Genomic DNA, 13,911 nt, shown 5'->3' with positions numbered 1-13,911 from the left:
GATGGCATGCCTGAAAACGATGGGAATTACGCCGGTTCTCCCTAGAATGCGGCGTGTCCGCGACGATTATGAAAATTGCGTTGCACGGCCGAAAGCGATTTTTCCTCCTTGGTTGATGACCAACGCTCATGCATTGAATGCGAACCCACACGCCCTCCCTTTCGTGCCTGCTCGCGTTCGAGGCCAGTGCCCGGCACCACAGCTTCACCCGCGCGGCCGACGAGTTGTGCGTGACGCAGGGCGCGATCAGCAAGCTCATCAAGGCCTTGGAGGACGAACTCGGCACGCTGCTGTTCGTGCGTGAAGGCAAGCGATTGACGCTCACGCCGGCGGCCGATGCGTACCTGCGGCGCATCCAGCCGCTGCTGCACAAGCTCGAGGCCGCGTCGGTCGAGCTCAAGGCCGGGGGCCGCAGCAGCGGCCGTTTCAACCTCGCGGTGCTGCCCAGCATCGCGGCTCGGTGGCTGATGCCGCGCTATTCCGATTTCTCGGCGCGCCATCCCGACGTCATCCTGAACCTCACCACCCACCTGTCGCCGTTCAACTTCCACATCGAGGACATCGATGCGGCCATTCATTTCGGCGCCAAGGCCTCATGGAGCGGCGCCGAGATGGAGTTCCTGCTGCAGGACGCGGTGGTGCCGATCTGCAGCCCGGATTTCCTGCGCCGCTACGGCCCGTTCGACGAGCCGCGCCGGCTGCTGGACTACACGCTCGTGCACCTGGCCTCGCGCATGGACTCGTGGAATTTCTGGCTCGGCAGCCTGGGCGTGGAGATGGGGCACACGCCGCCGGGCCCGGTGTTCGAGCACTACCTGATGATCGTGCAGGTGGTCACCGCCAGCCTGGGCATCGGGCTCGCGCCCTATTTCCTCGTGGCCGACGACATCGAGCAAGGCCGGCTGGCCGTGCCCTATCGCCATATGGCCAGCGAGGACCTGGCCTACTACCTGGTCTATCCCGGCGAGAAGAAGGACTATCCGCCGCTGCGCGCGTTCAGGGGCTGGCTGGCGCAGGAGTTGGTGGCGACGCAGGGGTCGATCGACAGCTTCCGTGCAAGCTGCCCGCATCCATCGTTCAGGACCTCGATGCCATCGTGACGGGAAGGGAGTCCTGGCGCCGCTGCGCCCACGCCACCACCTGCCCCAACGGCGCCGGCCGCATGAAATAGAAGCCCTGCAGCAGCGGACAGCCCAGCCGCACGAGCGTCTCGAACTCCTCCTGGCTCTCCACGCCCTCGGCCACCACCTCGATGTCCATCGAGCGTCCGAGCCGCACCACCGCCTCCACCATCAGGCAACTGGCCGGCGAGGAATCGAGGCCGAACACGAAGCTGCGGTCGATCTTCACCTGGTGCACGTGCTCGCCGCGCAGCGAGGCCAGCGAGGAGTAGCCGACGCCGAAATCGTCGATCGCGACCGCGACGCCGGACTCGGCCAGCGCGCGCAGCCGGGCGCGCGCGGTCGAGGTGTCGAGCGCGACCTCCTCGGTGATCTCGATCTGCAGGCGTTGCGGCGGCAGGCCGTGGGCCGCGAGCACCTGCGCGGTAATGACATCGACCGGCAACTGCGACATCTCGCGCGGCGACACGTTCATGGCCACCGGCAGTTCGGCGAAGGCGCCGCCGATGCCACCGAGTTGCACCAGGCCGTGGCAGACCTCCTCGAGGATGTGGCGCAGCAGGCGCTCGGCCAACCCGGTGCTCGCGGCCGCGAAGATCACTTCGCCCGGCGCGACCCAGCCGTGCTTCGGATGCCGCCAGCGCAGCACGGCCTCGAGGCTGTGCAGGCGCCGCCCGCGGTCGGCGAGGATCGGCTGGTACCAGGCGCAGATGGCGCGCGTCGCCATGGCCTCGACCATGTCGCGCTCGATGTCGCGCCGGCGCAGCAGGCGGCCGTGCAGCACCTCGTCGAAGCGGTGGCAGCGGTTGCGCCCGCGCCGCTTGGCCTCGTAGAGCGCTTCGTCGGAGAAGCTCAGCATCTCCTCGGCCGAGCGGTCGAGGCTGGTGCAGATGCCCACGCTCACGCCGAGCTGGCCGCCGTAGTGCGAGGTGGCATGGCCGATCGAATCGATGAGCCCCTGCGCCACGTGCTCGGGCGCATCGGCCGCGCCACGCGGGCGATAGAAGACCGCGAACTCGTCGCCGCCCCAGCGGCCGACCACGGCGTCATGCTGCGAGAGCCGCTGCTGCAGCCATTGGCCGACGTCCTGCAGCACGCGGTCGCCGGTCTTGTGGCCGAAGGCATCGTTGATGGCCTTGAAGCCGTCGAGGTCCAGCATCAGCGCGGCATGCGGCACCATGTCCGCCTGCGCGGCCTCGAAGCGCGCGGCCGCCTTCGCGAAGCCCTCGCGGTTGAGCAGGCCGGTCAGCGAATCGTGATTGGCGCGGAAGTCCAGCTCGCGCGTCGCGCGCGTGGACTCGGCATGGGTGCGCTGCAGCTCGGCCGCCATGAACAGCGCCTCGTTCTTCAGCCGGCTGCTGGCGCGGAACGCGCGCTCGCCGCGCCGCGAGGCGTAGACCAGCGTGCACAGGTAGACGAAGACCATCGCCGCCAGCGCATCGTGATGAAAGCCGCCGGCATGGAGCAGCCACGCGGTGACCGCGGCCAGCGCGGGTGTCACGAAGACGATCGGCACCGGGGCATAGGCCGCGCTGAAGATCACGGAGCCGGCGCAGACGCCGCAGACGATGGTCAGGAAGAACAGCGTCTCCGAGGGGTTCCCGCTGTCGCAGAACAGCGGCAGCAGTGCCCACACGCAGCCCGACAGCAGGGACGACAAGGTGATCCGGCGGAAGCGCAGAGCGAGTTCGCGCTCGTCCATGCGGGCCACGGCCCGTTCGACCGCGCGCAGCGAGCGGCATACGTAGGCGCGGTAGGCATTCGACAGCACGACCAGCATCAGCCATGCAGCCGGCCCGGCCCAGTGGGCCGAGGCATAGAGCGCGACCCCGGCGGTCACGCAGCCCACGGCCATGCCCGAGGGCACCACGGCGCGCACGCTGCGCTGCACCGACAGGAGCTGGTCGCCCCTCACCCGTCTCGAGAGTTCGTCGGGCGACGGGCCGCTCGAGTGGTCTTGACCTGATGGAAGATCGACCATGGTGGCAACGGGTAGCGGGAGCTCTCACCCCCTCAAGCCATTGCGCACCCAATGCACCTCGGCGCGATTCGTCCATCTGCCCTTCGGGGCGTCGGCCTGCGCCGACAGAAGGCATCAGGCCGCGGACACGACCACGCCGTCCCCATCGAGCCACAGCCGATCGCCGGGCCGGAGCTCGATGCCGCCGAAGGCCAGCACCACGTCGCGCTCGCCCTTCCCGGCCAGGCTCGCGCGCCGGGGCGTGGTCCCGATCGCGAGCACGGCCAGCGGCAGCGCGGCCAGCAGTTCGGCATCGCGCACGGCGCCATGGATCACGACACCGGCCCAGCCGTTGACGAGGCCGATGCGCGCGAGCCGGTCGCCGAGCAGCGCCATGCGGCAGGTGCCGCCGCCATCGACGACCAGGATGCGCCCCTCGCCAGCGGTCGCGAGCAGGTCCCTGACCAGGCCGGCATCCTCGTGGACACGCAGGCAAGCGATGAGGCCCGAGGCGCGGCGTGTCGATCCGAAGGAGCGCAAGCCGACTTCACAGACCCTGGCATCGGAACCGAGCCGGTCGGCGACATCGGCGGTGGCCTCGTGTGTGTCGTTGCCGTGCATGCCTCAATCCAGCGTCGCGCCCGACTGCCTGACCAGCTTCTGGTGCTTCGCCAGTTCCGACTGGAAGAAGGCCGGCGCCGCATCGGGCCCGATGTCGAGCACCGCGAGCCCCTGCCCCGTGATGGCGGCCTGCGCCTCGGGCGACTTCATGGCCGCGCGGATCGCCGTGGCTGCCGCGTCCACCGCCGGCCTGGGCAGGCCCGCGGGACCGACCAGTGCGATCCAGGCATCGAATTCGTAGCCGGACACGCCGGCCTCGGCGAGCGTGGGAACCTCGGGCAGCGCGGCCGAACGCTGGCGGGTACTGACCGCGAGCGCGCGCAGCGTGCCGGCCTTGACCTGCGGCGCGACCTGCGAGACGGACACGAAGGCCAGGTTCACCTGGCCGCCGATCAGGTCGGTGATCAACGGGCCCGTGCCGCGGTAGGGCACGTGCTTCATGTCGATGCCGGTCTCGCTCACGAGCAGTTCGGCCGCGAGGTGCAGCGTGCTGCCGTTGCCGGCCGAGCCGTAGTTCAGGGTGCCGGGCTTAGCCTTGGCGTGGGCCAGGAGTTCCTTGACCGACTTCACGGGCAGGGCCGGGTTGACCACGAGCACCAGCGGCACGGTGGCGAGCACGGCGATCGGCGTGATGTCCTTGAGGCTGTCGAAGGGAATGGACTTGTAGATGCCGGGATTGATGACGTGGTTGGACGAGATCATGCCGAGCGTCAGCCCGTCCTTGGGCGCGCGCACGATCTGCTGCGTGCCCGGGATGCCGCCCGCGCCGGCGACGTTCTCGACCACCACCGGGTGGCCGGTGCCGCGGCCCAGCGCGGGTGCGACGGCGCGCGCGACCGCGTCGACCGTGGAGCCCGCGGCGAGCGGCACGATCATGCGCAGCGGCTTGTCGCCGCCCAGGGCCTGGGCCCAGGCGCCGATCGGCGCGAGGGTGAACGCGGTCGCCATCGCGGCCAGCGCGCGGCGTTTCATCGAGATGCTCGTCATGGGGTCGTCTCCGTTGGTTTGAATCTTGTCGTTGGCGCTCAGGCCTCGCCGTGCCTTGCGCGCAGCTGCGCGAAGGACAACAGCTCGCCCGCGATCGCGCTCGCGGCCACCGTGGGCGGGCTCGCGAGCCAGACGCTGCCGGGACCGCCGCGGCCCGGAAAGTTGCGGTTGATGGCGCTGACGGTGACCTGCGCGGCATGCGTGGATCCGCCAGGGCCGCAATTGCCGCAGGCGCCGCACGAGGGCTGCAGGATGCGCGCGCCGACGCGCTCGAAGGCCTCGAGATAGCCGGCGGCGATGCAGTGGTCGCGCACGGCGGTGGTGCCGAACTGCAGGAACAGTTCGACGCCGGGCGCCACGCGCAGCCCGCGCGACGCGGCCCAGTGCAGCACCTCGTGGTAGTGCGCGAAGTCCTCGCGCTTGCCGGCGGTGCACGAGCCGCCATAGGCGATGTCCACGCGCACCGGCGCCGCGAGCGCCGCGAGCGGCAAGCCGTTGCCGGGGTCGCCAGGCGCGGCGAGCATGGCGCCGACCGCCGCGCAGTCGACATGCAGGGTCCGGTCGTACACCGCGCCCTCGTCGCTGCGCATCCACGGCTCGAGTTCGAATTCGATGCCGCGCCGCTCGCGCAGGAAGCGCAGCGTCTCCTCGTCGGGCGCGACGATGCCGGTGAAGCCGCCGAGCTCGGCCGTCATGTTGGTGAGCGTCGCGCGTTCGTCGATGGACAGAGCCCGCACCGCGGCGCCCGTGAACTCGAACACCATGCCCACCCCGCCGCCCGCGCGGATGAAGGGCAGCGCCAGCAGGTGCAGCACCAGGTCCTTGGCCGTCACGCCCTCGGCGAGCTGGCCGGCGAGTTCCACGCGCAGCGAGCGCGGCATGGTGAGCCGCACGGCGCCGGTGACGAAGGCATTGGCCATGTCGGTGGTGCCGATGCCGAAGGCCACGCAGCCGAGCGCGCCGCTGTGCGGCGTGTGCGAATCGGTGCCGACGATCAGCTGGCCCGGCAGCGCATGGCGCTCGGCCACCATCGCATGCGAGATGCCGGCCACGTTCGAGCCGTCGTCGCGCGCGGCCTCGTCCTCGGTCGGCGTGCGATGGCTGCGCAGCGCGTACTGCGCGGCGAAGCGGCGCTGCGCCTCCACCATGCGATGCACGTTGGGCACCAGGCCGCCACGCACATGGGTCGGGCTTTCTTCCACGTAGGAGGTGTGATCCTCGAACACGACGATGCTGTCGGGCCGGTGCAGTTCCAGGCGCGGACCGAAGGCGGCATGCAGCATGTGCGCGGCCATGCCGGTGTAGTACTCGTGGATGAAGCGCAGGTCGGCGCGCACGAAGGCGCCGTCGCCCGGCGCGGGCCGACCGCCGGTGACGGGCGTCGAGAGTGCATGCCGCTCGACGATCTTCTCGAACAGCGTGCGCGGACGTTCCGTGTCCGATGCCGGCTCGGCCTCGGGCTGCCGCAGGTGCGAGGCGCCGAAGCGCAGCAGCCCGCCGCTGCGCAGGATGGCGCAGGCCAGCGCGTCGCGGCCCGCGAGCAGCTCGTCGAGGGCGATGGCCTCGCCGGCCTCGATGCGCTCGACCAGGCCGAAATCGGTGGAGGTGAACAGGCCGATGTTGTCGGCGTTCTGGCGATAGATGCGTTCGAAGCTGCGCGCGATCACCAGCCGCACGCCGGCCAGCTTCTCGGCCGCGGGGCTGTGCTCGCGCGACGAGCCCTTGCCGTAGCGCCCGCCCGCCACCACGACCTCGATGCCCGAGGCGGCGATGGCGCCGGGCGCGATCGGCTTCCTGCCGTCGACCTCGAGGCCGGTGTAGGGAAAGCGGCCGAGCTGCTCGTCGTAGTGCGTGAGGATCGCGATCGGCGTGATCTCGTCGGTCGAGACGTCGTCGCGCAGCGCGCCGGCCGCGGCCAGGCTGCCGCGTTCGCCGCGCAGCACGGCCTCGATGGCACCGGGCGCGGTGCCGAGAAACAGGATGCGGGGATCGAAGCGAAGCGCCGCGTCGCCGGGCGGTTCTTCTTGTCTGTCGTGGAGCATGCCGCATGCTGCGGCTGCCGCCGGCGCGCGGGAAGCGCCAAGGCGGCAGAGGGGGTCACGCGAAACGCGTGATCGGGTGAAACCCGCAGCCGGCTCAGCCGCGCAGGCTGTCGATCAGCGCGAGCACCAGGCGCGGCTGCGGCGAGCGGCGCAGGCTGTAGAGCTGCAGGTTGCGGTCGGCCCAGCGCTCGTCGAGCGGGCGGCGCTCGAAGCGCGCGGTGCCCGCGAAGGCCGAGGCCGCGCTGCGCGGGATGATTGCGATGCCGAGCCCGGCCTCGACCATGCGGCACACGGCGTCGAAGCTGCTGACCGACACCGTGGGCGAGAAGCGGCCGCCGCCGGCCTCGGCGCGCTCGTGCAGCGAGCGGTCGAGCGCGCCTCCCTGGTGCACGCCGATCAGCGGCTCGCGCAGCACGGCGGCGAAGGAGACGCTGTCGAGCGCGGCGAAGGCATGCCCCGCGGGCACCACCACCTGCAGCGGATCGTGCGCGAAATGCCAGGCCTCGAGCCCGGCCGGCACCGCCTGCTCCACGCCGACGCCGACGTCGGCGAGATCGTCGAGGCAGGCGCGCAGCACGTCGCGCGTGTCCTGCTCGTGCAGCGCCACGCGCGCCTGCGGATGCGCCTGCATGAAGCGCCGCAGCCGCTCGGGCAGGAAGCCGACCACGGCCGACATGTTGGCGTACAGCCGCACCGTGCCGCGCAGCTCGCCGCCCTCGCTCTGGACCTCGCGCGCCAGCGCCTCGAGGTCCTCGTCGATCTTGATGCCGCGCGTGAGCACCAGCCGGCCGGCGTCGGTCAGCGCGATGCCGCGCGGCGAGCGCACCAGCAGCGCGGTGCCGAAGGCGTGCTCGAGGTCGGTGATGCGCCGGCCCAGCGCGGAGGCCGCGATGTGCTCGCGCTCGGCCGCGCGCGCGATCGAGCCCGCCTGGGCGGCCGCGACGAAGAGGCGGATGCTGTAGGGATCGATGCGGCGTGCCATGGAGCGGGTGGATGGAGGCTTCGCCGCATTCTCTCAGTCCCCCGCGCGCCAGCCGCCGCCCAGGGCCCGGTACAGCCCCACGCTCGCCTGCAGCCGCGCCATGCGCAGCTGCGCCGCGTCGTCCTTCGCCGCATGGAGCGTGCGCTGCGCATCGAGCAGGGTGATCAGGCTCTCGGCCCCGGCGCGGTAGCGCGTCTCGGCGAGCACGCGCGAGCGCGAGGCCGCGGCGAGTTCGCCGGCCTGCGAGGCGATCTGCGCCTCGAGGCCCTCGACCGCGTGCAGCGCGGTCTGCGTGTCGGCGAAGGCGTTCACGATGGCGGCGCGGTAGTCCGCCAGCAGCTCCTCGCGCCGCGCCTGGGCGAGATCGCGCCCGGCCGCGAGCCGGCCCGCGTCGAAGATCGGCGCGGCCAGCGCGGCGCCGATGCCGTAGACCGGGTTGTCGAAGAGGCCGCGCAGGCGGCCGTCGGCGCTGCCAAGCGCGGCCGTCAACGTGAGGCTCGGGAACATCGCCGCGCGCGCCGCATCCACGCGCGCATCGGCCGCGGCCAGCCGGGCTTCGGCGCGCGCGATGTCGGGACGACGCAGCAGCAGCTCGCTGCGCAGGCCGGCATCGACGCGCGGCGGCCGCAGGCGCTCGAGGCTGCCGGCCGCGAGCGGTGCGGCCGGTTCGCGCTCGCCGAGCCAGGCCGCGAGCTCGACCCGGCTGTCGGCCTCGGCCTGGCGCAGTGCATCGGCGGTGCGCCGCTGCGCGGCGACGATGCCGCGCTGCTGCTCGAGCTCGAGCGGCGTGGCCGCGCCGGCGAGGTGGCGAGCCTCGATCAGCGCGAGCAGCCGTTCGGCATCGCGCTGGTTGAGCTCTGCGATCGCCACGCGCTCCTGCAGCCCCGCGGCGCGCAGCCAGGCCGAGGCGACGCCGGCGCTGGCACCGATGCGCAGCGCGGCGAGGTCGAAGCGGCTGGCGCGCAGGTCCTCGAGCGCGCCGCGCTGCGCCGCGCGCTGGCGGCCCCAGAGGTCGACCTCGTAGCTGGCCGCGAGGCCGATCGCGTGACTGGCGCCCGCCACCGTGGCGTTGCCGCCGAGCCGGTCGTCGCGGCGCGCGCCCAGCGAGGCCGTGACCGCGGGCCACAGCAGCGCGCCATCGATGCGGGCCTGGGCCTCGGCCTGGCGCGCGCGCGCCGAGGCGGCGGCCAGGTCGAGGTTGCGCGCCTGCACGGCATCGACCGCGGCCTGCAGACCGGCATCGCCGAAGCCGGCCCACCAGTCGGCCTGAGCCGCGTCGGCGGACGGCGGCACGGCCTGGGGCACGGCGGGCGGCGGGGTCTGGGCACAGCCCGCGGCCAGCGCCGCGAACGCCAGCCGAAACAGAAATCTCATCGTCATCGTGTGCCTGTTCATTCGCTCGAAAGGGCCGCGACGGGATCGAGCCGCGCGGCCTGGCGCGCCGGCATGAAGCCGAACACCAGGCCGGTGGCGGTGGCGCAGGCGAAGGCACCGACGATCGCGCGCAGCGAGAAGATCACGGGCACGTTCCACCAGATCAGCGCGCCGCCCACGGCCAGGCCGATCGCGACGCCGGCGCAGCCGCCCACCACCGACACCAGCACGGCCTCGGTCAGGAACTGGCGCAGGATGTCGCGCTGCCGCGCTCCCGTCGCCATGCGGATGCCGATCTCGCGGGTACGCTCGCGCACGGTCATCAGCATCACGTTCATCACGCCGATGCCGCCGACCAATAGCGACACCGCGGCGATCAGGCCCAGCAGCAGGGTCATCGTGTCCTCGGTGCGGGCCTTGGCGGCGATCGCGGCGGCCGCGTTGCCGATGCGGTAGTCGCGGATGCCGTGGCGCTCGAACATGACCTCGTCGACCGCGCGCTCGGCCGCCTCGACGCCGGCGCCCTCGCGCACCGTCATCGCCGTGTAGGTGGGCTCGCGCTGGCCGAACACCTTCACGCTGGCGGTGGAGAACGGCATCAGCAGCAGGTCGTCGTAGCTATGGTCGCCGGCCAGCGCGCCCTTCTCGGCCATCACGCCGATGACCTGGAACGGCATGTTCTCGATCAGGATGTGCTGTCCCACGGGATCGTCGATCTCGGGCATCAGGTCGCGCGCGAGCTTGCGGCCCAGCACCGCGACGGCGGCCATGGTGTCCTCGTCCTCGGCGGTGAAGAAGCCGCCGCTGCACACCGGCCAGGTCTGCACCGCGGGCATGGCGGCGCCGGTGCCGCGCACATAGGTCTGCAGGTCCTTCTCGCCGAAGCGCACCACCTTGTTGCCGGTGACGTTGGGCAGCACCACCTCGATCTGCGGCAGCTCGGCCACCGCCGCCAGGTCGGCCAGCGTGACGCTGCGCCCCGGGATGCGCGAGCTGGCCCCCACCGAGCTCATGTAGAGCAGATTGGCGCCGAAGGCACTGGCCTGCGCCACCACCTGCTGGCGCGCCCCGAGCCCGACCGCGAGCATCACGATCACCGAGGCCACGCCGATCACGATGCCCAGCAGCGTGAGGCTGGTGCGGAAGCGATGGATCCACATCACGCGCCAGGCGGCGCGGCAGGCATCGCGCAGCTCGGCCACGAACGGCGCGCGCGCGCCCCTGGCCTGCGGCCGCAATTCGGGCAGCACCGCCGTGCCGGAGGGCGGCGCGGCCGGGCCGGAGTCGTCGACGATCAGGCCGTCCCTGATCTCGATCGTGCGCCGCGCGGCGGCCGCCACCTTGTGGTCGTGCGTGATGACGATCACGGTGTGGCCGGCGCGCGCGAGTTCGTCGAGCAGCGCCATCACCTCGGCGCCGCTGCGCGAATCGAGGGCGCCGGTGGGCTCGTCGGCCAGGATGATGCGCCCGCCGTTCATGAGCGCGCGCGCGATCGACACGCGCTGCTGCTGGCCGCCCGAGAGTTCGTGCGGCCGGTGCGCCAGCCGCTCCTCGAGGCCCAGGCGCGCCAGCAGCGCAGCGGCGCGCACGCGGCGCTCGGCCTCGGGCATGCCGGCATAGAGGGCCGGCACCTCAACGTTCTCGCGCGCCGACTCGGTGCCGATCAGGTGGTAGCTCTGGAACACGAAGCCGAAGGCCTCGCGCCGCAGCCAGGCCAGCGCGTCGGCATCGAAATGCGTGACGTCGCGCCCGGCGAAGCGATAGCTGCCGCCGCTCGGGCGGTCGAGGCAGCCAAGCAGGTGCATCAGCGTCGACTTGCCCGAGCCCGAGGCGCCGACGATGGCGACGAACTCGCCGGCGTCGATGCGCAGCGACACGCCGCGCAGCACCTCCACCGCGGGCGCGCCGCCGCGGCCGCCGTAGCGCTTGCGCAGGCCGCGCAGCTCGATCAGGGGCGGCGCCTCGCTCACAGCTGGAAGCGCCGCGGGCCCGAGGCGGGCACCGGATCGGCGGTGATCAGCCGGTCGCCCTCGGCCAGGCCCTCGAGCACCTCGGCGCGCAGGCGGTCGCGCACGCCGATGCGCACCTGACGCTCCTGCGGCCGGCCGTCGGCCGCGAGCACGCGCGCGGTGTAGCGGCCGGGCTTGCCGGCCACCGGGCGCAGCGCCGGCAGCGGCGCGGTCAGCACGTTCCTGGCCGCGGCCGTGACGAAAGTGACCTGCGCCGTCATCTGCGGCATCAGTTCGCCGTCGGCGTTGTCGACGTCGAACAGCACGGTGTAGAGGATCACCTTGCTGGTCGACGGCGCGAGCGCGGTGCCGGCGCTCTTGCCCTCGGGCACCGGCGGCGCGGGCAGCACCTGGCGCACGCTGCCGCTCCAGCGGCGGCGGCCCTCGGCGCCGCCCTGCCCGCCCAGCGTGGTGAAGTGCACCGGCATGCCGGTCTTCACGCGGCGCACGTCGGCTTCGGAGACCTCGGTCCACACCGTCATGGCCGACAGGTCGGCCACGCGCAGCACGTTGGGCGTCTGGTAGGTGGCGTTGAGGGTCTGGCCCACGCGCGCCTCCACCGACACCATGGTGCCGGTCATCGGCGCGTCGATGCGGGTGTAGCCGAGCTGGGCCTGGTTGCCCTTGAGCGTGGAGCGCGCCTGCTCGATCTGCGCCTTCAGGCGCGCGATGCGCGCCGCGGCGGTGGCCAGCGCGGTCTCGGCCGCCTCCACGTCCTCCTCGCGCGTCGCGCTGGCGCGCGCCATCTGCTGCTGGCGCGCATGCTGGCGCAGCGCCTGGCGGTGCAGCGCCTGCTGCTCGGCGAGCTGCGCCTCGAGCCCGGCCAGCTCGGCGCGGTTGGCGTCCACCGTCGCCTGCTGCACGGTGGGATCGATCTCCACCAGCGGCTGGCCCTGCTTCACGTCGTCGCCGGGCCGCACGTGCAGGCGCCGGATCTGCCCCGACACCTGCGCGCCCACGTCGACGTAGCTGCGCGGCTGCAGGGTGCCGATCGCGCTCACGCTGGCCTCGATGTCGCCGCGCGCGATGACGGCTGTTTCGTAGCCGCCGGTCTCGCGGCCCTGCCAGGTCAGCGCGAGGCCGGCCAGCAGCGCGACGGCCGCGCCGGCCAGCAGCCAGCGCAGACGGCGCGGCTTCGGGATGTCTTCTTCATGCGCCATCGCGGTCAGCGCCTCGGTTGCGAAATTGCTCTCATACCGGCATGACGCGCGAAGTGCGGAAACGGGTAGTCCCCCAGCACCGGCGGAAGGTGGATCGTCAAAAAGTTCGCACTACAATGAGAATCGTTCTCACTATCCAATCACACCAGCAGCCGTCCGGGATCGCGCGCCGTGTCTTCCTCTCACCCTGAAATCCGCGAGCTCTACGCAGCGCACCATGGCTGGCTGCGTGGCTGGCTGCTCGGCCGCCTGCGCTGCGGCTTCACCGCCGCGGACCTGAGCCATGACACCTTCGTGAACATCCTCGAACAGCAGGCCGCGCCGGTGCTGCGCCAGCCGCGCGCCTACCTGCAGGTGGTCGCGAGCCGGCTGATGATCAACCGCTTCCGGCGCATGACGGTCGAGAACGAGGTGCTGCGCACCGTGGCGCTGCTGGCCGAGGACGATCTCGCGCCGAGCGCCGAGGATGCGGCCTCGCGCCGCGAGCTGCTGGGCCAGGTGCTCGCGTTGCTGGCCGACGAGCTCGACGAGAAGAGCCGCACCGCCTTCATCCTGGCGCGCGTCGACGGCCAGCCCTACCGCGAGATCGCCACCCAGCTCGGCGTGTCGGAAACCCGCGTGAAGCAGTACCTCGCGAAGGTGCTGCTGCACTGCCACAGCCGCATGGCCGCCGCCGTCGCGGCATGAACGCGGCGGAGCAGCACAGCCGCGAGCAGGCCGCCGACTGGGTCGTCCGGCTGTCCGACGAGGAGGTCGACGACGCCACGCGCGCCGCCTGCGAGGCCTGGTGCGCCGAACATCCCAGCCACGCCCGCCTGCTCGCCGAGATGCGCGACCTGTGGGGCGCGGTCACGCCCCAGACGCCGGTCGCCGGCGCGGTGCCGACGACGCGGCGGCGCAAGCCGCATGCACGCCGCGCGCTCGGCCTGCTGGCGCTGGTGCCGGTGCTGCTGCTCGGCGCCTGGGCGCTGCCCTGGCACGAATGGGCGGCCGACCAGCGCACGGGCATCGGCGAGCTGCGCCGGCTCACGCTCGCCGACGGCAGCCGGCTGGTCATGAACGGCGACAGCGCCGTCGACATCGATCTCTCGGGCGAGGTGCGCCAGCTGCGCCTGCTGCGCGGCGAGGTCTACGTCGAGGTCGCGAAGGCCGCCGCCCCGTTCGAGGTGCTCGACCGCGACGGCAGCGTGCGCGCCTTGGGCACGCGCTATGCCGTGCGGCGCGACGACGAGGACACGCTGGTCACCGTCACCGAATCGCGCGTGCGTGTCAGCCCGCGGGCCGCCGACGGCGAGGCCGTCGAGCTCGGTGCCGGCGAGCAGCTGCGCTTCGACGGCCAGGGCATCACGCGCCCGCCCGCCGCGGCCACGGCCAATACGCTGGCCTGGCAGCAGGGCCGGCTGGTGTTCGAGGATGCGCCGCTGCCCGACGTCTTGCGCGAACTCGCGCGCTACCGCCCCGGCCTGCTGCTGGCCGACGACCCGGCCCTGCGGGACCTGCGCTTCACCGGCGTGCTGCCGACCGCGCGCAGCGATGCGGCGCTCGAACTGCTCGGCGCCAGCCTGCCGCTGCGGGTGCTGCGCGTGTCGCCCTGGCTGGTGCGCGTGAGCGCGGCCGGCCCCGCGCGGTGAGGGATCGAAAAAAAACGCGCCGCC

The 13,911-nt window shown here is 72.4% G+C and carries 11 protein-coding genes; 3 read left to right on the top strand and 8 right to left on the bottom strand.

What is annotated here, in order from left to right; all coding sequences use genetic code 11:
* Window positions 1–137 precede the first annotated feature (137 nt).
* Entirely contained in the window at window positions 138–1,100 is a 963-nt protein-coding gene (locus tag ACODT0_RS03035; RefSeq protein ID WP_489040542.1) for a LysR substrate-binding domain-containing protein, read from the top strand.
* Here ACODT0_RS03035 and ACODT0_RS03030 read toward each other — a convergent pair.
* The 8 genes from ACODT0_RS03030 to ACODT0_RS02995 all read right to left on the bottom strand — a co-directional run bounded on the left by ACODT0_RS03030 (window position 1,078) and on the right by ACODT0_RS02995 (window position 12,256).
* Window positions 1,078–3,036 (bottom strand): putative bifunctional diguanylate cyclase/phosphodiesterase, encoded by a 1,959-nt coding sequence (locus ACODT0_RS03030; protein ID WP_489040541.1) that lies wholly within the window; start codon window positions 3,034–3,036, stop codon window positions 1,078–1,080. The two genes, ACODT0_RS03035 and ACODT0_RS03030, sit on opposite strands and share 23 nt — an antisense overlap.
* Window positions 3,037–3,216: 180 nt before the next feature.
* Entirely contained in the window at window positions 3,217–3,702 is a 486-nt protein-coding gene (gene rraA / locus ACODT0_RS03025) for a ribonuclease E activity regulator RraA (protein WP_489040540.1), read from the bottom strand.
* Between the two features lie 3 nt (window positions 3,703–3,705).
* Window positions 3,706–4,689 (bottom strand): Bug family tripartite tricarboxylate transporter substrate binding protein, encoded by a 984-nt coding sequence (locus ACODT0_RS03020; protein ID WP_413765487.1) that lies wholly within the window; start codon window positions 4,687–4,689, stop codon window positions 3,706–3,708.
* A gap of 38 nt (window positions 4,690–4,727) precedes the next feature.
* On the bottom strand, window positions 4,728–6,731 hold the full coding sequence (locus ACODT0_RS03015; protein WP_489040539.1) for an aconitase family protein: 2,004 nt from the start codon (window positions 6,729–6,731) through the stop codon (window positions 4,728–4,730).
* 94 nt (window positions 6,732–6,825) lie between these two features.
* Entirely contained in the window at window positions 6,826–7,713 is an 888-nt protein-coding gene (locus ACODT0_RS03010; RefSeq protein ID WP_057594658.1) for a LysR family transcriptional regulator, read from the bottom strand.
* A gap of 33 nt (window positions 7,714–7,746) precedes the next feature.
* Window positions 7,747–9,087, bottom strand: a complete 1,341-nt coding sequence (locus ACODT0_RS03005) for an efflux transporter outer membrane subunit (protein WP_489040538.1) — start codon at window positions 9,085–9,087, stop codon at window positions 7,747–7,749.
* Between the two features lie 17 nt (window positions 9,088–9,104).
* Window positions 9,105–11,057 carry a MacB family efflux pump subunit gene (locus ACODT0_RS03000; protein WP_489040537.1) on the bottom strand — a complete coding sequence of 651 codons (1,953 nt, stop codon included), beginning with the start codon at window positions 11,055–11,057 and terminating at the stop codon, window positions 9,105–9,107.
* Window positions 11,054–12,256 (bottom strand): efflux RND transporter periplasmic adaptor subunit, encoded by a 1,203-nt coding sequence (locus ACODT0_RS02995; RefSeq protein ID WP_489040536.1) that lies wholly within the window; start codon window positions 12,254–12,256, stop codon window positions 11,054–11,056. The genes ACODT0_RS03000 and ACODT0_RS02995 overlap by 4 nt, the downstream gene beginning before the upstream one ends.
* A gap of 171 nt (window positions 12,257–12,427) precedes the next feature.
* Here ACODT0_RS02995 and ACODT0_RS02990 point away from each other — a divergent pair, with 171 nt between their 5' ends.
* Both ACODT0_RS02990 and ACODT0_RS02985 read left to right on the top strand, forming a co-directional pair.
* Entirely contained in the window at window positions 12,428–12,943 is a 516-nt protein-coding gene (locus ACODT0_RS02990; RefSeq protein WP_489040535.1) for a sigma-70 family RNA polymerase sigma factor, read from the top strand.
* Window positions 12,940–13,887 carry a FecR family protein gene (locus ACODT0_RS02985; protein ID WP_489040534.1) on the top strand — a complete coding sequence of 316 codons (948 nt, stop codon included), beginning with the start codon at window positions 12,940–12,942 and terminating at the stop codon, window positions 13,885–13,887. Before ACODT0_RS02990 ends, ACODT0_RS02985 begins: the two co-directional genes overlap by 4 nt.
* Window positions 13,888–13,911: the final 24 nt, after the last annotated feature.

Source organism: Variovorax sp. FG153 (assembly GCF_057809595.1).
This window is presented reverse-complemented; position numbering and strand designations above follow the sequence as displayed.